The sequence below is a fragment of the Acinetobacter nosocomialis NIPH 2119 genome, assembly GCF_000368085.1.
Lineage (GTDB): Bacteria > Pseudomonadota > Gammaproteobacteria > Pseudomonadales > Moraxellaceae > Acinetobacter > Acinetobacter nosocomialis.
In genome coordinates this window covers 1,078,391-1,100,620 of the sequence record NZ_KB849239.1, presented here as the reverse complement: position 1 = coordinate 1,100,620, position 22,230 = coordinate 1,078,391, and the positions used below count along the sequence as shown (strand labels likewise).

15 protein-coding genes are annotated in these 22,230 nt (G+C 37.4%); 4 read left to right on the top strand and 11 right to left on the bottom strand.

Annotated features, from left to right (window positions below; translation table 11 throughout):
- Nucleotides 1-27 precede the first annotated feature (27 nt).
- Complete coding sequence (locus F984_RS09190) at nucleotides 28-1,191, bottom strand: catalase family protein (protein WP_004708770.1); 1,164 nt, start codon at nucleotides 1,189-1,191, stop codon at nucleotides 28-30.
- 183 nt (nucleotides 1,192-1,374) lie between these two features.
- Between F984_RS09190 and F984_RS09185 the strand changes: the two genes are divergently transcribed.
- Nucleotides 1,375-3,246 (top strand): non-contractile tail sheath protein, encoded by a 1,872-nt coding sequence (locus F984_RS09185; RefSeq protein WP_004708768.1) that lies wholly within the window; start codon nucleotides 1,375-1,377, stop codon nucleotides 3,244-3,246.
- 228 nt (nucleotides 3,247-3,474) lie between these two features.
- Complete coding sequence (locus F984_RS09180) at nucleotides 3,475-4,584, top strand: S-(hydroxymethyl)glutathione dehydrogenase/class III alcohol dehydrogenase (protein WP_004708766.1); 1,110 nt, start codon at nucleotides 3,475-3,477, stop codon at nucleotides 4,582-4,584.
- Nucleotides 4,585-4,640: 56 nt separating this feature from the next.
- Here F984_RS09180 and F984_RS09175 read toward each other — a convergent pair whose 3' ends face one another.
- From F984_RS09175 to adeA, 10 genes are all read right to left on the bottom strand, one after another.
- A complete protein-coding gene (locus F984_RS09175; RefSeq protein ID WP_004708765.1) occupies nucleotides 4,641-5,597 on the bottom strand; it encodes a DUF4882 domain-containing protein in 957 nt (318 codons plus the stop codon).
- A gap of 109 nt (nucleotides 5,598-5,706) precedes the next feature.
- Nucleotides 5,707-6,717: a fimbrial protein gene (locus F984_RS09170; protein WP_004708763.1), complete on the bottom strand. Its 1,011-nt coding sequence runs from the start codon at nucleotides 6,715-6,717 to the stop codon at nucleotides 5,707-5,709.
- Complete coding sequence (locus F984_RS09165; RefSeq protein WP_004708762.1) at nucleotides 6,714-9,272, bottom strand: fimbria/pilus outer membrane usher protein; 2,559 nt, start codon at nucleotides 9,270-9,272, stop codon at nucleotides 6,714-6,716. The genes F984_RS09170 and F984_RS09165 overlap by 4 nt, the downstream gene beginning before the upstream one ends.
- A 60-nt stretch (nucleotides 9,273-9,332) precedes the next feature.
- On the bottom strand, nucleotides 9,333-10,067 hold the full coding sequence (locus F984_RS09160) for a fimbrial biogenesis chaperone (protein ID WP_004708760.1): 735 nt from the start codon (nucleotides 10,065-10,067) through the stop codon (nucleotides 9,333-9,335).
- 86 nt (nucleotides 10,068-10,153) lie between these two features.
- The gene (locus F984_RS09155) at nucleotides 10,154-10,687 is read right to left on the bottom strand and encodes a fimbrial protein (RefSeq protein WP_004708758.1); all 534 of its coding nucleotides are present in this window, start codon (nucleotides 10,685-10,687) and stop codon (nucleotides 10,154-10,156) included.
- Nucleotides 10,688-11,173: 486 nt separating this feature from the next.
- Nucleotides 11,174-11,464, bottom strand: a complete 291-nt coding sequence (locus F984_RS09150; RefSeq protein WP_004708757.1) for a hypothetical protein — start codon at nucleotides 11,462-11,464, stop codon at nucleotides 11,174-11,176.
- A gap of 940 nt (nucleotides 11,465-12,404) precedes the next feature.
- Nucleotides 12,405-13,730 (bottom strand): ISNCY family transposase, encoded by a 1,326-nt coding sequence (locus tag F984_RS09145; RefSeq protein ID WP_016805832.1) that lies wholly within the window; start codon nucleotides 13,728-13,730, stop codon nucleotides 12,405-12,407.
- 728 nt (nucleotides 13,731-14,458) lie between these two features.
- Nucleotides 14,459-15,856 carry a multidrug efflux RND transporter AdeABC outer membrane channel subunit AdeC gene (adeC, locus tag F984_RS09140; protein ID WP_004708755.1) on the bottom strand — a complete coding sequence of 466 codons (1,398 nt, stop codon included), beginning with the start codon at nucleotides 15,854-15,856 and terminating at the stop codon, nucleotides 14,459-14,461.
- An 80-nt stretch (nucleotides 15,857-15,936) separates the two neighbouring features.
- The gene (adeB, locus tag F984_RS09135; RefSeq protein ID WP_004708753.1) at nucleotides 15,937-19,047 is read right to left on the bottom strand and encodes a multidrug efflux RND transporter permease subunit AdeB; all 3,111 of its coding nucleotides are present in this window, start codon (nucleotides 19,045-19,047) and stop codon (nucleotides 15,937-15,939) included.
- Nucleotides 19,044-20,234: a multidrug efflux RND transporter periplasmic adaptor subunit AdeA gene (gene adeA / locus F984_RS09130; RefSeq protein ID WP_004708752.1), complete on the bottom strand. Its 1,191-nt coding sequence runs from the start codon at nucleotides 20,232-20,234 to the stop codon at nucleotides 19,044-19,046. Before adeA ends, adeB begins: the two co-directional genes overlap by 4 nt.
- A gap of 145 nt (nucleotides 20,235-20,379) precedes the next feature.
- On the opposite strand from adeA, the gene adeR reads away from it, so the two are divergent.
- Together adeR and adeS are read left to right on the top strand one after the other, a co-directional pair.
- Nucleotides 20,380-21,123 (top strand): efflux system response regulator transcription factor AdeR, encoded by a 744-nt coding sequence (adeR, locus tag F984_RS09125; RefSeq protein ID WP_004708750.1) that lies wholly within the window; start codon nucleotides 20,380-20,382, stop codon nucleotides 21,121-21,123.
- A 31-nt stretch (nucleotides 21,124-21,154) separates the two neighbouring features.
- Nucleotides 21,155-22,222: a two-component sensor histidine kinase AdeS gene (gene adeS, locus F984_RS09120; protein ID WP_004708748.1), complete on the top strand. Its 1,068-nt coding sequence runs from the start codon at nucleotides 21,155-21,157 to the stop codon at nucleotides 22,220-22,222.
- The last annotated feature ends 8 nt before the right edge of the window (nucleotides 22,223-22,230 follow it).

Sequence of the window (22,230 nt, the reverse complement as noted above, 5' to 3'; positions counted from 1 at the left end):
TATATGTAAAGTATGATGAACTCACTTTTAAGGCTCTTGCCGAGGAGCAGAGTTCATATCGTGTCTCACTTTACTTATATTTTCATAAATAATTTTACGTAATCTGTTTATTGCACCTAAAGGTTTGTGCTCAGGTAAAGCATGCCACGGCGTAAAGGAGAGATTTTCACAAAATTGATTCTGTTCCGGTGTATCAAAGCTTTGCTTTGGAATACGAATAGTTGCAACCTGATAAAAAGGTGCTTCTGCTTCTTTCCATTCTGTCATTGCATCTTCAACTTGCATTTGAGTTGAAGTTCTTGGCTGTATAAGAAACTCCATACAAGCGTCTTGTTTTTGCAGCGTATCTTGTAGTGCAGCTCTTAAAAAATTATGGCTTGGATGGTCAGGTAGAGATGTAGACACCGTAGAACAATTTCTTACGGAGTACTTAACAGCTTGACGGTCATTATCTAATCCTAATTGATAGGGCACCATAGACCAGTAACGTGCATATAATGGATTAGAAATTTTAGAATTACGCGCTCCTAAAGCATTGATTGTTCCTTTAAGCCCTAAAGCAAACGGAATATGAAGCTTTCTGAGAGTACTTTTGTTATTAACGTCCTGCATAAAAGAAAGATATCTTTGCCCATCATTTACGAAAAAGACAGGATGATTGATCATAATAAAATCTTGAGTTGTCGCTTCTTTTTCACTTTCTAAAATTTTCTGACCTGGTACGCCTAAGACTTTTATGGCTATGCCGCGAGCATCTTTTTCAATGTCTGCTTGAGATGCATCGTTAGATGCATTCGAAAATCGAATCCAGGCTTGATAGCTCTTATCAGGAACAAATATACCTTTTGCAAGTTGATTTGGAATATTTTTAAGTACATGGAACTCGGCACGAACACAGCCATGTGCTTTAGGATGTGCATCTCTTAAGGCTTTACCAGGTGCATACTCTTTACGTATTGATTCTTCAATAACGGTAGAGATTTCTTGAGCCAGTTTTTTTTCATTTGGTTGGAGCTTTTCATTTAAATATTCATCAGGTATTGGATAATTAGTTGTATAGGTAGGAGTAGAAATAGCAGAAGCTTTAGTATTTTTATAAAATATTGGATCACTACAGCCACTTAATAATGAAAGAACTGGAGTAAAAATAACGAGTAGTCTAAAGTGGCTTAAATGAGAAAAGTTTGGCATTCATTGCTCCTTATTGCAAAGTCCACTTTAGAATTAAAATAATATGTTAGCTTTACATTATTTTAATGATTCCAACCATTATCTACTGTTAATAGATTAGACTAAATTGTTACTTATCTGAACAATATAAATAAAATTATTATTTAATATAAAGCTTCTTAAAACCATTAAGAGCAATATGACATGATAAATAATTCAGAAAATGTACAAAATAATTCGACTGTTTCACCTCAACCCATTACTCAAAATATACTTATTGATCGGTTCAACCCAACTTATTGGAGAATAGATGGTCCACAAACCATGTCTTTTGCGATTACCAATTATGGCAACGGTTTTGAGGCGTCTTTCCGCTCACGCATGACTACAGACTTGGCTGGTATTAGTTGGGACTCTTACGACTCTAAAGACCATAAATTTTTAGCTTATGAAACTAAATATAGCTATTCAGGTGTGGTATGGGACTTTGATATTGAACTATCACCATCTATGCCAGTTCTAAATAATGAGTCGCTAACTCCAACTTTAACGGTTTATTATAACGACAATGGAGTAGATAAAATTGCGTATATTGTCTTGTTCAACTATGCAAATACTCCATCTTCAAGATCTGCCCATATTCATATCAACTGGGATACAGTCAAAGCGGGTTTTTCAGCTACAGACAGTTTTCCAGTTACCAATATTCAGCAAATCACATTTTCGGCTTTTACAAGTAGTTATAACCCACACTCATCATTGCCCTTAAGTCAGGCTGAAGATGGTTATATTCGCATTACTAATTCAGTCGTGACAGGTGCAAATGCAAAATTAAATCTAAGCCGAGTGGTTGTACCACAGCATAACTATGGCTTATGTACCAGCTATGACGATCATTACGACCTGAACCCGCAGCGTATAGTAGATAACATGGCTGCTTTGGGTTATCACGGTTTCATTAATCATTACTGTGGTATGTCACATTATCCTGAAATAATCTGGAGAAGTGATATTAATAGATTCCAGATTCTTGACACACTCGTTACAGGACAGGATGTTATTAACCCATGTACCCGTAAATGGCATGAGAAATATGCCCAAGCTCTGCATAATGCAAATATGCAACCCGTTTTTGGGGTAAGTTTTGAAATGTACTCGCTAGGCGCAAATGAATTTTGGGCACAGCGAGACTGGAATAGTAATTTGGGTAAAACAGGCTACCAGCCACCAAGTTATTTCTTCAGTTTAAGTGATCAAAATGCTTTGGCATATTTACATAAAGTTTTTATTGAGTTTGCAGATACCATGGTGACGGGTGGGTGTGATGTCAACATGCAAATTGGTGAGCCTTGGTGGTGGTATAACACAGATACCAACTTACCATGTGTCTATGACTATCCAACCAAGTTAGCTTTTAATGCAGATACAGGTTTATATGCACCAGACTTAGGAACAATTTATGAGGCGATGAATAAAACAGGAACGCCGTATGATGAATTTAAAACATGGTTAAGAAATAAGTTAGGGCAGACCTGCCAAGATATTCGAACAGCAATTAAAGCAAAATATGCAAATGCCCAAGTATGCCCATTAATCTTTTTCCCATCTATTCGCTCTCCAATACAAACCTTAGCAACTTATATTAATTATCCAAGTGAGCATTATTCATATCCTCATTTTGATTACATTATGACTGAAGCCTATGATTGGCTTTTAGAAGCGAAATTAGATTTAGCCCATCAAGCTGTTTCACAAATACCAACTCAAGATTTAGGCTATCCTGCCAGTAAAGTTGCTTATTTATCAGGGTTTGTACCAGATGCATCTATTGCTTATATCTATGGATTCGACAAAAACAAACCATATCGAACACCTATCTGGCAACGTATTTTTGGAGATATGCAAAATAATGTATCTCTAGGGCTTATGAAGCAATTTATCTGGGCATATCCACAAGTTATGTTTGACTCGATTACAATCGATACTACTCAAGCTCCAAATGGCTTCTTTGTTGAAAATACGCTCTATACACCTATTAGTGATAACACGCCATACCCACCGGATATTTACCTATAAGTAAAAATAAGCTGGTTACAAGATAATGATTTGATAAGAAACCTCTTCAAGTAAGGGGTTTTCTCGTTTTTTAAATGTAGGCTTGCTTAGACGTATGTGACTGGCTATGCTGTAGTGGATTGCTATGAAAGCCAATTTTAATTTAAGCAAAATTAAGCTCTTGTATTAGCATTACATTATCTATTTTGCTCGACTATAAATACCGAATGATATAAAGGAAACCCAAAGATGAAATCTCGTGCAGCTGTCGCCTTTGCTCCAGGAAAACCTTTAGAAATTGTTGAAATTGATGTTGCACCACCCAAAGCGGGAGAGGTTTTAATCAAGATTACCCATACTGGAGTATGTCACACCGATGCATTTACCTTATCTGGTGATGATCCGGAAGGTGTTTTCCCAGCAATCTTAGGTCATGAAGGCGCGGGGGTAGTAGTTGAAGTTGGTGAGGGGGTAACAAGCGTTCAGCCGGGTGATCATGTTATTCCGCTTTATACGGCAGAATGTAAAGAATGCTTATTTTGTAAATCTGGAAAAACCAATCTTTGTGTTGCTGTACGTGCAACTCAAGGTAAAGGCGTTATGCCAGATGGTACTACACGTTTTTCATATAATGGCGAACCAATTTACCACTACATGGGCTGTTCAACCTTTAGTGAATATACGGTAGTAGCCGAAGTATCTTTAGCTAAGATTAATCCTGAGGCGAATCACGAGCAAGTATGTTTATTAGGTTGTGGGGTAACTACAGGTATTGGTGCCGTGCATAACACAGCGAAAGTACAAGAGGGCGACTCTGTTGCTGTATTTGGCTTAGGTGGTATCGGTTTAGCCGTTGTACAAGGAGCACGTCAAGCAAAAGCAGGGCGCATTATTGTCGTAGATACAAATCCAGATAAATTTGAGCTGGCAAAACAGTTTGGCGCTACAGATTTCTTAAATCCTAAAGATTATGACCAACCTATTCAGCAAGTCATTGTAGAAATGACAGGCTGGGGCGTAGATCATTCATTTGAATGTATTGGAAACGTCAATGTTATGCGCTCAGCTCTAGAGTGCGCACATCGCGGTTGGGGGCAATCTGTCATTATTGGTGTAGCCGGTGCAGGCCAAGAAATTTCAACCCGTCCGTTCCAGTTAGTTACTGGCCGTAAATGGTTGGGTACAGCATTTGGTGGTGTGAAAGGGCGCTCACAACTTCCTAAAATGGTCGAAGATGCTATGAAAGGTGATATTCAACTTGAACCTTTTGTAACGCATACAATGCCTTTACAAGACATTAATACTGCTTTTGATTTAATGCATGAAGGTAAATCAATTCGTACTGTCATTCATTTTTAAATGAAGTAAAAAGGGCTGAATTACAGCCCTTTTTTTATGCTTAATAGTTTTATATTTTAAATGGTATTACCACACATGTCAGTGGTACCCTGAGGATAGCTAAACTGTAGAGCATTACGATCTGTAATCAGTTCACTCGACAACTCTTGTCCAAATAATTGTTCAGAATATATTGCTATGCCATTCATAATAGAAAAACGTATATTCGCAAGCGGAGCTGGCAAATTAGATTGATACCCCTGATCAACCCCATTTAAAATAAAGCCTACTTGCTTCGTGTTCTGATTAATATATATACCCAAGCGTTGATATCCATTCATATTATTTGTCATATTTTGACTTCTGAAGTAAGGATGATCAGGTCCACTATTATCACTAACTCGATATGCTAAAGAGTAATTTAAAGTTGGAGGATTCTCGCCAAAATCTGGGTCATAAGTCCCTGTATGAAACCCGTAGTTTGATCTAACGGTATATCCATTATTTGTTACGCCAGTAAAATCAATATTAGAGATATAAGAAGAGTTACCAACGGCTACAGTTGGAATTTTTAGTTCCATTTCAAAGGCAATAATGCCCTTATTAGGTATAGAGAAATCGCCAATATCATTAGTCGAGTTGAGGCCTGCTTTACTTCTCGCTATATAATCTATATTGCCATATTCATTTTCTAGTATAGGATCTACTTTAAGGCTAAATTTTTGCCCACTTATTATTGGAAATATTTTCATAGGAAAATAATCAGGATGTTCATTATTCCATAGGTCATAATCTTCTTGAGTTGCATCAAAATGATATTGGCAGACTGGGGTAGAAGAATTAGGGGAATTCATTTGAGTCAAAAGGGGTTGAGATGCCAATTTTTCATTCTTTGTAGTTGATGAAATTCTTTTAGATGCGACTTTTTGGTTAGATTCATTACGTAATGCTGTATTGGTATTATCAGATGATACCTCATACATGGCCCAGCATAAGGTAATTGCACTAACAGCAACTATGCCTATTTTTTTCATAGATATTCCTATAAAGTTAAGTAAGTTCTTAGAAAGTATGGATAAAGAAAAAGTTATTATTAATTCTTAAATATTTGATATTGTTAAATTTAAAAACTATTGAATATGATTAATCATATTCAATAGTTACAGTTGCCATAGCACGAACTTTACCCGGTGTAACATTCGTTGCTGTTTGATAGTAGCGGGCAGTCATCGGTACGTTATATTGAAGTGTCTGGTTAGAAGACAATGTACCTAAAGCCAGCTTGTCACCTTTTTTGATAACCTGATTTTTATTTTGATAATTCCAAAGTAACTGAACGCCTACACCGTTTGCTTTTTCAGAAGCTGCAGCTGTATTGGCTAATACCTGATTGTTTGTACCATCTTGAGTAAAGTCATAGGTCAAACTAATAAGATTTTTCTCTTCATAGCCAGTAGGGTTAATACCACCATTACATAGGATGTTCATATCAAAAGTTTGTTCACCTTGAGTTGAACCAACACCTTTAAAGCCAGCTTTAGTAACTGTTGGTAGTTGTACAACTTTATTGATATTACCTTGAATTTCACATGAAGAAGACGCAATTGTGATGGCGTTAGCATCAACAGTACTTGTTAAAAACGGTTTATCCGGAAAACCGCGGACATAATAGCTACTATATCTGCCTGGTACTAAGGTCCCAGAACCTGTTTGTGTAGCTATCTTAATAATTTCTACTACAAAATAACCTGATGCCAAATAACGAGTACCAGAAATACCGCCACGTTCATACGGGTAATAACCAGAAAAATTACTGCTATTCTCTGCTTCACGATATAAACGAATACCAATGCCAGGAATATTGGTTGTATAAATACTATTGCCTAAGGAACTTAATGGATAAGCTTGTGTTAATTGAGCAACTACAGTATCTCTACTATCACAATACATCGCTTGCGTACCGCTACTACTGATAGGGAAAGTTGCTTTCCTTAAAACAGCACCCACTGGATCACTAGGACGTACAACAACACGGCCTACTGCCATGCGAACATCATTTGGTTGATAATTAACTATAATACATGAAGCATTTGCCTCACCGTACACACCAAAGCCCGCGGTAAGTAGAGCACCCGTTAATAATATTCTTTTCATTTGCAGACAGCCTCCGTCATTACCACGCTTTGTTGCTTGTTTTGCAACTGATTACCAACATTGTACTCAACCGAACAACGCTCATTGCTTTCGTCTCCCCATTTTACATACAGACGATCTTGAGCAAGTGGGGTACGTAAGTAAATCATACTACCTTGTGCAACAATACCTACAGCTTCGTCTTTTTGATTAAAGACTTGTGCTGCAAAAGGTAAGCTGTTGCCATCTGCAGTCTTACTATTAATATAAACTGCATAACCTGTCTTAGTCGCAAAATCTACTTTAGCAATTGCACCAGCAAACGGTGCAATACGTTGACTTGTTTCTTCAAGTTCTACTTTGCTAGACATTTCTTGAGGGTCAAGGGTAATGTCATTAAGACGGTATGGAGTAACATATGGAACTACGGCATAACCTGCTTTATTGATGCTTAGACCAACGGTATTACTTACTTTTGCGCCAGCTGCATCAGGTGCATGTACAAGTACCATTGTTTGACCTTGTTCAGGTCCAAATAACACACCTTTTGAGTGAGCAACGATACTACCGCTTAAGCTCACCATAGCTTGTTGATAAGAATCAGCCACACTATAAGAACCGCCAACAGTTGTATAGTTAGTACGATAACGACCATTTACGTTAAATGTTGGGTTTGCATAGTCTTGATGAGACATCGAAGCACCATAACTAAAGCGATCACCCACCATTCCACTTGCACCCACTGTACGACTATCTTCAGATGCAGTAATGTTGACATTAACTGAGTTCTTCTTGAAGTTCATTGGGAAAGACAATGTCATTAAGTATTCAGTATCACGTGATTGGTTACTTGCGCCGTATTCAACTTTACGATTGATCGCAGACAAACCATAAGTTAAACCATGGTAATTATTGCTATAACCAATCTGATACTGTTTAGTTGTTTCACTACGGTTCCAATAATCGACCCATGAACCTACCATATAGAAGTTACCCCAACCCTCAGGGAGTCCTTGGTTCAAGGTAATCTGGAATTCACTACGTTGGCGACCCGCAGCGTAAGTATTGATACCTTTTTCTTCTAAATCACGAATAAGAAGGGCATCACGCAATTTATAGAAGTTTTCTGTTGAATAACGATAAGCTGCAAGTGTTAAGTTCGTATTGGTTGGTGAAATTAATTTACTGTAGCTTAAACGGAAACTTTGACCAGACTGCGAAGCTTGTTTTTCAAAGTCCGCCTCAGAATGCGTAACGTCAAATGCAACAGCACCAATAGGTGTTGCAAAAGCAGCACCCAGCAATAAAGCTGTATAATTTTCAGAAGCCTGAATTCCAGTATAACCCGTTAAATAGTTATTAATACCTTGTTGATATTTACCCTGAACCACCCAAGGATTAAGATCAATATCACGATCACGGAATTGACCTACAGTGAGTGAGTAACGGTTTACACCCGGACGTAACATCTGAACAACAGATGCATAAGGCACAGAAAATTTTTGTATTTCCCCATTCGCCTCAATAACTGTAACTTCAATCTCGCCACCAAATCCGGTAGGGTACAGGTCATTAATTTCGAAGTTACCCGGTGCTACCGTTGTTTGATAGATAAGTTGGCCTTGCTGACGTACTTCAATTTTTGCATTAGTTTTAGCATTACCACGAATACGTGGGGCATAACCAAGCATACTATTCGGCAGCATTCGATCGTCACTTGAGAAATCAATACCACGATAGCCATAAGAGTCAAATACTTCGCCGTTTGTAAAACTATCACCAAGTGTTAAAACACCACGATATTTCGGGAATGCTCGCTGTAAATAAGTACTTGTTTCTTCGTAACTTGACTTAGATTGATTTTCAGCAGGTGTATCTTGCCATTGCCACTGACCATTGTGACGTAGCTGCCAACCACCTAAATTTAGTCCGGCTGTGATACCCATAAACGCATTTGCGGTTTCACTTCTATCATTTGATTGAGTGAACGTCTTATAAGCACTACCGTTATAAGATAAAAAGCCTGCATTAATACCGCGATCCCATACGCTCGGATCGACATAACCTTGCGCATTTTTTTGTAATGCGACTTGAGGGATTGAAATATCGACACGTAAACGAGAGTTATCAAACTCGTAAAATGCATTTTCAACCCATTCTTCTATTTTGTAACAACTATTATTTTCTTTTTGAAGGGGAGCATGCTTAGACAAAACCTCTTGTTTTACGCCGTATTCAAGAAGATTCATTCCTGTAAAGCAAGTGACCGCATTTTGTGTTGGGTCTACCGCCTTAAACACCATACGACGTTTACCAAACCATTGACCATTTACATATACGTCAACGTTATATTCGCCAGGTAAAACAGGGTTGCCATATTTAAATCGAGAAATATCAACTTTTTTTGCATCGCCAATTAAGAAAGCAGAATCAAACTCAGCTTCGACAGGAGCACTCGCAGCTGTTTCTTCAGCGTGCACGAATACAGGCATTGTCATGGTAACAACACCGGAAGCCAAGTAATAACAAATATGGCGTTTTAATAATTTATAAGATTCTTGCCGTTTTTTTGGCATAGCTAAGTCCGCCTACTCACATAATAGGTGCTTAAAATTTATTAAAAAATATAAATCTGATTATTGAAGTTTTATTGAGTGTTCGACTCGGCCACCGTAGTCATTCACATTAATAAAACTCATATCCCGAAGATTGCCATTCTTAAGCTGAATGGATGCATCAGAAAAAGGCTTAACCATTAGCCCTTCAGGTAATAAATCTACTTTTTTATCGCCGACTTTCTGATAAACAGAAGTCATGGTGATATGAAAAGGTGTTGGATTTTTTACCGTTAAGTTTTGACCAGATTTAACCCATTGAAGCTTATCTGCCGCTAAGTTCGCATCATCTTTAATCGAAGCTGGACGATAGAAGAATTTAATACGTGAACGAATTGCTAATTGCAGAAAATTATCAGGTGTCGCATCTGAGCCCTTTGAGGTAGGTCTTGGAGGAATATCCAAAACATTTAACCATAAGACAGTTTCTTGCTTCTGATTTAACTGAGAAGCAGTGGGTAGAGCAGTAATACGAAAAGTCTGACTTTTTGTTGCTTCAACACGAGAAATTGGAGGAGCAATCATAAAAGGAACTTTTGATTGATCCGGAGTACTTTTTGGGTCGCCTTCATCAATCCAAGCTTGGACAAGTGCTGGTTTTGAACCGTTATTGCTAACTTGTAGCGTAACTTCTCGGGCATCTGATGGATAAATTACACGAGTGCCATGAATTACAATTTCTGCATGAGAGGCAGGTGCGGCTACCGCTGAAGCAAATGCCAAACCTAACAAAAAATTATAACTGTTCAATTTCATTTCAGGATTCTCAGCCAAGGAAGTTCGGGAAAGCGTTACACAAAATAGGGCTTCTATACGGATATAGAAACCCTATCATCCATCAATTATTGATAGATAATTGTGTATTGAACAGAAGTGTTCACTTTACCAGCAGTAGAAGCGCCAGTTGCATAGTATTCAGCATAGTAGTTAAGGTCTGCACTACCAGCTGCTGCAACGTCAACCCATTGAGAGTTTGCTTGAGCGCCATTTGCACCAGCAGCAAGAACTGGAATTACTTGGTTGTTGCTACCTAAAAGTTGAACGTTAACGTTTTTAGCACCAGTAGCGTCTTGGTTAAGTAAACGACCAGTATTGAAGTCAACCGTTGCACCTGGTTCGAAGTAAGTCGCAACTTTACCTTCTGAACAGTTAGCTAATTTGATCTGGAAAGGAGTACGACCAGCAACGTTACCAGCAGCTGCTAAAGTTTGTTTAGAAACAGTTGGAAGAGTAACTGTGAAATCTTTACCAGCAGGTGTAACGATGTCACAAGTTTTGTCTGTAACTAAACCATTAATTGTAATTGTACCATCAGCAGCTTGAGCGTTCGCAATCCCTACAACTGAAAGAGCAGCGATCAAAGCAAGTTTTTTCATAGTGTTTTCTCAAAAAGTCTGGATAAAAGTTTAATCTGTTACTTTTCCAGAGGTTGACATCTTGAAAAGTAATGCGGCGATACTAACATTTTTTAAACAAAATGCAAACTAGATCACATATTTTTTAAAGAATAAGAAAAAATACCATGAAATTAGAGTAAACATGACAAATGCTCTTTTTGAGTTAAGATTTTGTTTTTAAATATGAAATATTTGATAGAAGTTCTATTAAGAATAATTGCAAAAGAAAAATACAATTAAAGAAAATTATTTTAAGAAAAATTTAATGAAGTAATTATATAGAACAATTTATCTTTATGCATGAAAAAACGTGAAAAATTTATCATTTATTAAGCAAATAAGAGCGAATTGTTAACTCTAGCTAAGTATTGCACTATAAAGTCAAAAATTCACTCTTATAAGGCCATTCATACTCAAGTAACCGTAAAGAGTTAAGACTGAGTTGATGTTGAAAGCTCGTTCATTTCAATGATAGTTAACAAGCACTACTTTTTTATTAGCACTTATAGTTTCAATACTCGTATCCATTTTTTCAGTATGTCGCGCTAAGTTGAACACATTATCTTTGTTTAAATATTGAGTATCAATAGTTGTATTCAAAGAATTGATTTGAGCGCATTCTTTTTCAATATTTATTGTAGAACAAGTATCTTCAACAATATTTCCTTTAATCATTATTGTGTTATTCGCATAACAAAATAGTGGGGAAGTGGAAAGTACCGCCAAAACTACAATTTTAAATATATTATTTTTCATTTTATATATACCTATTTATTAAATAGTTAATATAAGAGATACAATAATTTTTATTTAAAAACAATATGAAAATTCATTTTAATAAAAAAATAATAAATAACATGTGACGTATATCTCACTAATTATTTTATTTATATAAATAGTTATTGCTTTATAGCTATTTTGCTAAAAATGATAATAAAATCACATTTTAAATAAATAATGAATCTTAGTTTGTATAAAATTAAATTACTGATAATGAATGCTTTAATTTAAAATATTCTTATTTTTTTAAAAAAATTAAAAAAACTCGATGATTTAAAAATTTATATTATTTAATAAAATAATATATTTTACTAAAAATAGTTATGTAATTAGAGCCTTAACTCTAATTTGTGGTAATTTATATAAATTAAAATATAAAAGCTTTAAGTAAATAAGAACAATATTGAATACATTTTAAACAGTAAGTAGAGTTGTTTAGCATAATTAAATAAACTCTCATTGTATGAGGCAAGTTATAACTTTGCTGAAATCTAGGTAATTTAATTTTAAATAAGTAGCATTTAGATATAAGAAAATTATTTTATAGTTGTAGAGAAGAAAGCTGCCTAAATTTGGTTATTCAATTAACAATTAAGTTTCATATCTGTAATTTAATTCAAATTTTGAATTTTTAGTTAAATCGCAGTTTTGGCGTTAATGCACAATGAAGCTTAAAAAAGTAAAGAAATAATTTATAAAAATGCCATGCTTTCTAGGATGTAGTGCAATAGCTAAAATGGAGCGTGAAAGATAAGACATAATATTTTTATCAGACTTTAGCCAAAAATTTCATTGTTGGCTAAGCAAAGCACAGTACCAGTGTATAAGAATAAGGAGGATTAAAGGCCTAGGTGTAAGTTACATAACTGTTATTCCTAAGTAGAAATGTCCTACCTTAAAACCAAATAGAAATGTCCTATACCGACATTTCCAAGTCAAGCACAGGATTCAGATTTCGTTCTTTGATTACTGTTTTCTGTGCACGTCTGCTTGGCATCTTTTGAGAACGATTGCGTTTATTTTGTTGTTCTAGTTCTTCATGCTGCTGTTGAATATGGGCTAATACAGAACCCAAACGTTTATTTTCAACAATCTCTCGCTGGTTGAGCTGACTTAATTTATCGAAGATGCTGTAATTGATTTTTCTTCCCTGATATTCAATCGCGACTGTACTATTCGGGTATTCCAGAAACTCAAGATACTTGCCAATCAATCTTTGGTTTTCTTCCGTGTTTTCCAAGAGATATACGCACTTATCATAAGTGATCGTCAGGCTATTCGTGACTCTGCGGGGTTCACGCCAGGTAAAAATATCATCTAATTCTTCGGCTGTTTCAGTGACAGTCCGGTGTAGATCCTTGGGATTAAAGGCCATCTTGGCAAACTTCTGATTGAACTGCTCAATGAAGCAGGGTAGCCAGGCATTGGCTTCGGCAATCGAACTGATGCCTTCCAGACGCATTTCTTTGATCAGACGGTCCTGAAGCGTTCTATTGGCTCGTTCTACACGGCCTTTGGCCTGTGGTGAATTAGCGAAGATAATATCGATATTCAGGGTGCTGAGTACGCGCCCAAACTGGGTAATCTTGGTGTCTTTCTTACTGCTTTGATTCACCCTGAAGACTGAATGTTTATCGCTGTAGAAGGCTAAAGGCTTACCATGCTGCTCAACATACAAACGTGTTGAAATCATATAGTCAAAGGTTGATTCTGACTTACAGAAGCGTAAATGCTGTAATTTGCCTGTGGCATCATCGATAAATACCAGCAGACAGCATTTAGGGGCTCGACCTTCAAACCAGTCATGGTGTGAGCCATCGATTTGGATCAGTTCACCATAACAGTCCCGGTTATAACGAGGCTGATACGGGCGTTTCAGACGCTTGGCACGAGGAGTCCATAAATCGGCTGCAATCATCCAGGAACGCAGTGTTTCCACTGAAATATCAAAGCCATGAACGGTGGTGAGCTTTTCATGCGCTAAAGTGGGTCCGAAACCATGCAGTTGATCAGAAACAATATTGAGGCACTTGAGTCTGAGCTCTTCAGGAAGCCTGGAATTGCTGATTTGACCACGACCGGCATGGGCTAATGCAGCTGGGCCTTGAGCTTTGTATTTTTGCAATAAACGCCTGATCTGACGCTCTGAAATATGAAGTAGCTGAGCAGCTTGGGACTGGGTTATGCGTTGATCACAGATTTCCTGCAAGACCGACAATCGTTTAAGTTCTTTATCCGACATAGACACCAACATATCAAACCGTCCGCTAAGGAAATTGCAAAAGTGCATATTCTAAAAGCGGACATTTTTACTTTGGAGAAACCGGACATTTCTATTTTGGGCTTACAATAACAGTTCGTATAATGTATATTATGTTAAATAGGATATCTAAAACCTACCAGATATATGACTCTGGCTACTCTACATTACTGCTACGCCGTTTATTCTTTACTACAGTAAATTTTTAACTTGGTATCTGTTGCTCAAGCAACCTACCAAGCCGTGGCACTCTTAAAGACTTAAACTAGCTAACCCTATTTCTAATCTTAACCAAAATAGTTCTGACAGCTTTCTACAAAATGTAATTACACTTTTATATTTACCCTAGTGAGCCGAGCTACCTTACTAAATTCTAAATTTACGAGCCGTATTATGGCTACTGGCTGCTATACAAATTTCTTTTTCTAAATCACCTTTTAGTCTCAAAATTCTTAGCCTGCCCACGCTAAAGCTTAAAATACTAAATCTTTGTACTACATTGAAATTTAATAATAAATTTTTAAAAATCTCTTTACACGCCTGGAAAAACTGATATAGTACGTGTGTACAGCTATTGCTTAAATTTAACCTAATAGTTCATATGAACTTAAGCGCTGAATATATGATGTCATAGCAAAATTTAATCATCTAAAGTAAAAATAAGCTGATCAGGAATCTCTATATCAGCTTATTTTTTAGACCACAACTAGTTATCTTTTAGATATTCCTCCTCCTAAAGCTTTATATATTTCGATTTGGTTATTGAATTTCATCTGTTCAAGCGCAAGTAAGCCTTGTTGTGCTGCATAGGCAGAACGCTGCGCATCTAAAACCGTAAAATAGCTATCAACGCCTGCTCTATAACGTGCCATGGAGAGTTTATAGGTTGCATCAGTCGCAGAGACTAAGCGACGTTGTGCATCTAACCTTTCTCCGATATGTGCATGCGTAGCCAAAGCATCATTGACTTCACGGAATGCCGATTGAATAGCTTTTTCATATTTAGCCAATGCAATTTTCTGGTCAGTTTCTGCAATTTTAATATTAGCTTTTCGTGTTCCCCAATCAAAAATTGGTAGATCAACACTAGGTCCAATCGACCATGCAAAATTGCCTGTTTTAAATAAATCTTTCAGTTCAGACGATGCATAACCCGTCGAACCTGTCAGGCTGATGGTCGGGAACATGCGTGCCTTGGCAGCACCAATATTCGCTCCGGCAGCACGTAACTCATATTCGGCAGCTTTAAGATCTGGACGATGATTTAATAAATCACTTGGTAAACCGGCTGCAAAGGTTTTCTCAAAGGTAATATTTTGAATTGTATGATCAGGAAGTAAATTTTGCGGAACAGGATGACCTGCTAGCAAATCCAGTAAATTTTTTGCTTGTTGAATCTGGATTTTATACGTTGCAACATCATTTCGTGCAGTTTCAACCGAAATTTGTGCCTGTTTTAACGGAACTTCACTATCAATACCAACTTCAAAACGCTTTTTATTAAGATGATAAGAATCGAGTTGTGTTTTTAGAGTCTGCTCGGCAAGATTTAAATTAGCTTGAGCAAAAGCATAGTTTAACCAAGCTTGTGTGACATTGCTGATTAAACTAATTTGAACTGCTTCTTTAGCGCTTTGTGTTGCTAGATAATTATTTAATGCCGCATCTTTTAAATTTTGCACACGTCCCCAAAAGTCTAGTTCATATGCGGTCATTCCCAAACCAACCTGAAATGTAGAAACAGGGTTATTAGGATTAATAGACGGATCAACTTGTCTTACTGCACTTCCTATTACACCAATGGTGGGTAACTGGCTATTTTTTGTGATTTGGTATTCTTGCTGTACACGTTCAATATTGAGTGTGGCAGTACGTAAATCACGGTTGTTATTTAAAGTTATTTCAATAACCTGTGCTAATTTCGGATCAGAAATAAACTCTTTATAACTTTGTTCAGCAATCGTTTTACCAGAAGTATTTTGAGAAAAATTGTGTGGAATATGAGATGTAATTGCAGGTTGTGGAGCTTGCATATTGACACATGCAACGAGTGCAATTGAAAGTGTAGAAATAACGAGTCCACGAGATACAGTTGCCGATTTCGACATAGTATTCTCCAAATAACAAAATGAGTTGAGTAGCTGTGTAGCATCAGAGGAAATTTAGTATTCCCTCTGATGCATTGAACTTAGGAAGAGATTTTTTTCTTAGAGGAAAATAGCTTTTCTACTGCACCCAGAATGAAGATAAAGAATACGGGAACAAAGAAAATAGCCAGAATGGTTGCTGAAATCATGCCACCAAAAACTCCTGTACCCAAAGCATGTTGAGTTTCTGAACTTGCACCAGAAGCAATCACCAAAGGAATTACGCCACAGGTAAACGCAAGAGAAGTCATCAGAATTGGCCGTAAGCGAAGTTTGGCTGCGGCAACAGTGGCTTCAATCAAACTCATACCTTCTTCTTTCAGCATTTTCGCAAATTCAACAATCAAAATTGCATTCTTTGCAGATAGACCAATAATGGTAATGAGTCCGATTTTGAAGAACACATCATTCATTAAGCCTCTAGACATAATGGCAATAATTGCACCGAAAATACCAAGTGGCACAACCAGCATCACAGAAAGTGGAATTGCCCAGCTCTCATAGAGTGCAGCCAATACAAGGAAAACAACTAACATGGATAAGCCAAGTAAAAAGGCCATTTGAGATTCAGACTGTTTTTCCTGTAAAGAAATACCCGTCCATTCATAACCAATACCTTTCGGTAATTTCGCAATCAATTGTTCCATTTCACGCATTGCTTCACCCGATGAAGTATCGAAGTTCGGAATACCGGCAATACTTAAAGATGGTCGTCCGTTGTAACGGTTATATTGTTGCGGTGCTTTATTCCATTGTGGCGTCACGACTTCAGATAAAGATACTAATTGACCGCTTGAACCCATGACTTTCAGATTCAATATATCTTTCAATTGCATACGTGATTTGGCCTCAACTTGTACAATGACTTGTTGCATACGCCCTTGATTAGGGAAATCATTGATATACATTGAACCCATTGATGTAGAAATGATGTCTGAAACATCAGAAAACTTAACACCAAGTGCACTCAGCTTTTCACGGTCAATTTTTAAAGAAATATTGTCACCTTGTGGCAACCCTTCATTCCAAACCATATAGAACTTTTTATTCTTGGCTGCCATTGCCATAAGTTCATCTTGAGCAGCCAATAAAGCAGGCATACCTAAGTTAGCACGGTCTTGTAAACGTAAACTGAAACCTGAAAAAGTACCTAACTCATCAATAGCGGGTGGTAATACGGCCATGGTCTCACCTTCCGTACTATTTGCCATTGAGGTATTCACGGCGTTCGTCATTTCAGATGCCGTACCAGTTCGTTCTTTGAAGTCTTTGAGGGTAGTAAAAGCCACCGCTACGTTTTGTCCTGCACCACTAAAGCCCCAACCTAAAATAGTGGTATTACTTTTTACATCGGGGTTATCTTTCAAATTATGTTCAAATTGATTGACTACATTTCGGGTACGTTCAGTAGTTGCATCTGAAGGTAATTGAAATGAAGTCATGAACCAGCCCTGATCTTCTTCTGGCATAAATGCAGTTGGCCAATATTTCATTCCAGCAAAGGTGATACCTGTAATCACTAAAAAGATCACCATCATTGGCACAGTATGTTTGATGATTTTAAGCAGCATCAATTCATACTTTTTAGTGACTTTATCGAAGCTGCGGTCAAACCATGCAAAGAAGCCTTTCTTCTGATGATGCCCATCAATTGGCTTTAGAATCGTAGCGCAAAGTGCCGGTGTTAAAATGAGTGCCAATAGCGCTGAAAATAAAATAGACACCGACATGGTCAAGGTAAACTGTTTATAGATAACCCCTACAGAACCACTAGCAAATGCCATAGGTAAAAATACTGCTGCCAATACCAGCGTAATACCAATAATGGGGCTGGTAATCTCTTTCATTGCTTTAGATGTTGCTTCTTTAGGATTTAATCCCTCAGTCGCCATAATCCTTTCTACGTTTTCAACCACAACAATCGCATCGTCGACAATAATCCCGATGGCAAGCACCATACCGAACATGGTGAGTACGTTAATTGAAAAACCGGCAAGTAGCATTACGGTAAAAGTACCGAGTAAGGCAATAGGCGCCACAATCGCTGGAATAAGCGTATAGCGGACATTGTGCAAAAATAGGTACATTACAATGAAAACCAGAACCATGGCTTCAAGTAATGTATGAATTACCTTTTCAATTGAAATTTTAACAAACGGCGCGGTGTCGTAAGGAATACTAAACTCCATGCCTTCTGGTAAATTTAACTTTAACTCTTCAATTTTTGCTCGAACACCTTCGGCAGTTTTCACGGCATTCGCACCGGGGCTTAACTGAATTGCTGCAGCAGTCGCAGGTTTACCATTTTCCAAAATGGCAAAGTTGTAGGCTTGGGAACCGATTTCAACATTTGCAACATCAGATAACTTGATAACGCTACCGTTAGTTTTACTTTTTAAACTGATATTTTTAAATTGCTCGACACTAGACAATTGCCCTTGTGCAGACAGTGGAATAGTAATGAGTTGCCCTTTCTCAGCGGGTAAATCACCAAGTCGACCGGGTGCAATTTCGACGTTGTTTTCTCGAATTGCATTATTCACATCACTAATCGATAAACCATAAGAAACCAGCTTATTCGGATCGACCCAAATACGCATAGCTTTCTCGGCACCAAAAGATTGAACCTTCCCTACACCTTCGACACGTTTTAGCTCTTCTACAACATTACGAACAAGGTAATCACTTAAATCAACTTCTGAATATTGATTATTTGGAGAGTTAATCCCGACCAGCATTAAAAATCCGGACGATGAAGCTTCCACCTGTAAACCTTGCTGACGCACAATCTGCGGTAAACGAGCTTCTACAGCCTTGATTTTATTTTGAACGTCGACCTGAGCCATCTCGACATCTGTGCCCGGTTTAAACGTAGCAGTAATCTCTGCTGTACCGGAGGTATCTGTCGTCGCACTATAGTAGAGTAGATTTTTTACACCCGATAATTCACGCTCAATTAAGGTGACGACACTATCGTTAATAGTTTTAGCTGTAGCACCCGGATAAACCGCACTAATATTTACTTGTGGCGGAGCTACACTTGGAAAGCGCGCGATTGGTAATTTAGGAATACTTAATAATCCAAATATAATAATAAAGATCGCGATGACCCATGCAAAAACAGGACGACGAATAAAAAATTGTGACATCATGATTGAGCTCCTTCAGTTGTAGAAGCTTTCTTTTCTATACTTAGAGCGTTATTTACAACGGCTGGGGCTTTCCATACAGCCATTGCCAATTTTTGATTTGGCTTAATGCGTTCAATGCCTTCAACAACAACTTTATCGCCAATTTTCAAGCCTTTGTTGGCAATGTAATATTGCTCATATTGTTGTCCAATTTCGATAGGACGAATTTCCGCTGTGCCTTTAGCGTTAATAACATATACCTGCGGCTCACCATTAATATTACGTTGGATCGCTTGTGCCGGGACCAATAACGCTTGAGGAATAGAAGCACGATCAATATTGACACGCACATACATGCCAGGAAGTAATTTTCGTTCAGTATTATTTACCTCTATACGGAACGTAACATCGCCAGTTTCAGGATCAACATTAATATCTTCAAATAATATCTTTGCTGTTACGTTATAAGGCTGTCCATGACTGTTAGTAATACGAACGGTTTTATCACTATTTGCTGATAGCTCACCGCTTTGCAAAGCAGCTTGTAAACGCTCATATTCACTAATTGATTGCTTTACATCAACATAGACTTTATCAATTTGCTGGATGGTTGCCATGGTATTGGTATCACCTTGACCAACCAATGCGCCTTCAGTAACAAATGATTGTCCAATTCGACCGGAAATAGGCGCTCGAACTGTTGCATATTGCAGGTTCAAGTTTTGTCGAGTCAATGCTGCTTTCATCTGAGCGACATCAGCTAAAGCTTGGCGATATTGAGCTTGGGCATTACTTACTTCTTGCTTACTAATTGCATTACTTGGTAACAGCTGCTCATAACGTTCTAGCTGAACTTTGAGCCTCGCAACCTCTGCTTCAGCCTTATTTAGCGAAGCCCGATTACTATTTACATCTGCCTCAAAAGTTTCTGAATTAATTTTATATAAAGCTTGCCCTGCTCTAACTTCACTACCCTGTTTAAATAAAACCTTTTCAATGATGCCTCCCACTTGTGGACGGATCTCAGCCGTACGGAACGCATGGACCCGTGCAGGAAGATTTTCACTAAAGTTTACCGATTGCGGTTGAATACTTAATACACTGACTTTAGCCGGCGGTGGCTCAGGTTGAGTTGCTTCTTTTGAATCACACCCCTGTAATATAAGCCCAATAGATAAAAATAAAGGAAGTAAAAGATGCTTTTGCATACTGTCCGAACCTAGGGAGTTTTTTGATGGTCGTATTATTTTTGATGAGTGTGTAGGGATAATCGCTAAAGTGTGGAGGAAGTGTGGAGAAATACGGATAATTTAGCGTATGATGGATTGAAGCGCTTTAATAGATAGATTTTCTATGTTCGATCATTCTTTTTCTTTTGATTGCCAAGATAAAGTTATTCTTGTGGTAGAAGACGACTACGATATTGGCGACATTATTGAAAATTATTTAAAACGTGAAGGAATGAGCGTGATTCGTGCCATGAATGGAAAACAGGCCATTGAATTGCACGCTAGCCAACCTATCGATTTAATTTTACTTGATATTAAATTACCCGAGCTAAACGGCTGGGAAGTACTAAATAAAATACGCCAAAAAGCTCAAACCCCCGTGATTATGCTAACGGCGCTCGATCAAGATATTGATAAGGTAATGGCACTACGCATAGGTGCAGATGACTTTGTGGTTAAGCCTTTTAACCCAAATGAAGTGGTCGCTAGAGTTCAGGCCGTATTAAGAAGAACTCAATTTGCAAACAAGGCAACGAATAAAAACAAGATCTATAAAAATATTGAAATTGATGCCGATACTCATAGTGTTTATATACACTCTGAGAATAAGAAAATCTTGCTTAATTTAACGCTGACCGAATATAAAATTATTTCATTTATGATTGACCAACCACATAAAGTCTTTACACGTGGTGAACTCATGAATCATTGTATGAATGATAGCGATGCCCTAGAACGAACTGTAGATAGCCACGTCAGTAAACTTAGAAAAAAATTAGAAGAACAAGGAATCCTTCAAATGTTCATTAATGTACGTGGCGTGGGATATAGACTGGATAATCCACTAGCTGTGAAAGATGATGTCTAAATAATATAAAAATATAGCTAGAGAATATGTTATGAAATATAAGTTAGGAATTAGCAAACAGCTTTTTATCGCACTAAGTATCGTTAACTTAAGTGTTACCCTATTTTCTATTTTAATGGGGTATCTGGTTTATAATTATGCGCTTGAAAAAGGCTGGATTACTTTAAGCTCAATTCAAGAAGACTGGACAAGCTTCCACCTTGTAGATTGGATCTGGTTATGTACTGTAATCTTCTGTGGCAGTATGATTTCCTTAGTGATCGGTATGCATCTTGCTAAGCGTTTCATTATACCGATTAATTTCTTAGCAGAAGCAGCCAAAAAAATTAGTCAAGGCGATCTCTCTGCTAGAGCTTATGACAATCGAGTTCACTCTGCCGAAATGTCGGAACTTTTATATAACTTTAATAATATGGCTCAAAAGCTAGAAGTTTCTGTTAAAAATGCGCAAGTTTGGAATGCTGCCATAGCCCATGAGCTAAGAACCCCCATAACCATTTTACAAGGTCGATTACAGGGAATTATTGATGGTGTTTTTAAACCTGATGAAGTTCTTTTTAAAAGCCTTTTAAACCAAGTTGAAGGATTATCACACTTAGTCGAAGACCTACGGACTTTAAGTTTGGTCGAAAACCAGCAACTCAGATTAAATTATGAATTGTTTGACTTTAAGTCGGTACTTGAAAAGGTTCTCAATGCATTTGAAGATCGCTTGCAACAAGCGAAGCTAGTACCAGAACTAGATCTGACAACGACTCCTGTTTTTAGTGACCGCCGTCGTATAGAGCAAGTTTTAATTGCTTTAATTGACAATGCTATTCGTTATTCAAATGCAGGTAATCTTAAAATTTCATCAGTAGTTGATTCACAAAACTGGACATTGAAAATTGAAGATGAAGGCCCCGGAATTGCAACCGAATTCCGAGATGATTTGTTTAAGCCTTTCTTTAGATTAGAAGAATCAAGAAATAAAGAGTTTGGCGGTACAGGTTTAGGACTTGCTGTTGTACATGCAATTATTGTGGCAATGAAAGGTACTATTGAATACAGTAGTCAGGGGCCAAAAAGTATTTTTACCATAAAAATTTCTATGGGTTAGCGAGAAAA

Bases quoted from the DNA above. Each gene is read 5' to 3' on its own strand.
- adeS (WP_004708748.1), top strand. From the start codon at position 21,155: ATGAAATATAAGTTAGGAATTAGCAAACAGCTTTTTATCGCACTAAGT.
- F984_RS09180 (WP_004708766.1), top strand. From the start codon at position 3,475: ATGAAATCTCGTGCAGCTGTCGCCTTTGCTCCAGGAAAACCTTTAGAA.
- F984_RS09190 (WP_004708770.1), bottom strand. From the start codon at position 1,191: ATGCCAAACTTTTCTCATTTAAGCCACTTTAGACTACTCGTTATTTTT.
- adeC (WP_004708755.1), bottom strand. From the start codon at position 15,856: ATGTCGAAATCGGCAACTGTATCTCGTGGACTCGTTATTTCTACACTT.
- F984_RS09160 (WP_004708760.1), bottom strand. From the start codon at position 10,067: ATGAAATTGAACAGTTATAATTTTTTGTTAGGTTTGGCATTTGCTTCA.
- adeR (WP_004708750.1), top strand. From the start codon at position 20,380: ATGTTCGATCATTCTTTTTCTTTTGATTGCCAAGATAAAGTTATTCTT.
- adeB (WP_004708753.1), bottom strand. From the start codon at position 19,047: ATGATGTCACAATTTTTTATTCGTCGTCCTGTTTTTGCATGGGTCATC.
- F984_RS09185 (WP_004708768.1), top strand. From the start codon at position 1,375: ATGATAAATAATTCAGAAAATGTACAAAATAATTCGACTGTTTCACCT.
- F984_RS09175 (WP_004708765.1), bottom strand. From the start codon at position 5,597: ATGAAAAAAATAGGCATAGTTGCTGTTAGTGCAATTACCTTATGCTGG.
- F984_RS09165 (WP_004708762.1), bottom strand. From the start codon at position 9,272: ATGCCAAAAAAACGGCAAGAATCTTATAAATTATTAAAACGCCATATT.
- F984_RS09145 (WP_016805832.1), bottom strand. From the start codon at position 13,730: ATGTCGGATAAAGAACTTAAACGATTGTCGGTCTTGCAGGAAATCTGT.
- F984_RS09150 (WP_004708757.1), bottom strand. From the start codon at position 11,464: ATGAAAAATAATATATTTAAAATTGTAGTTTTGGCGGTACTTTCCACT.
- adeA (WP_004708752.1), bottom strand. From the start codon at position 20,234: ATGCAAAAGCATCTTTTACTTCCTTTATTTTTATCTATTGGGCTTATA.
- F984_RS09155 (WP_004708758.1), bottom strand. From the start codon at position 10,687: ATGAAAAAACTTGCTTTGATCGCTGCTCTTTCAGTTGTAGGGATTGCG.
- F984_RS09170 (WP_004708763.1), bottom strand. From the start codon at position 6,717: ATGAAAAGAATATTATTAACGGGTGCTCTACTTACCGCGGGCTTTGGT.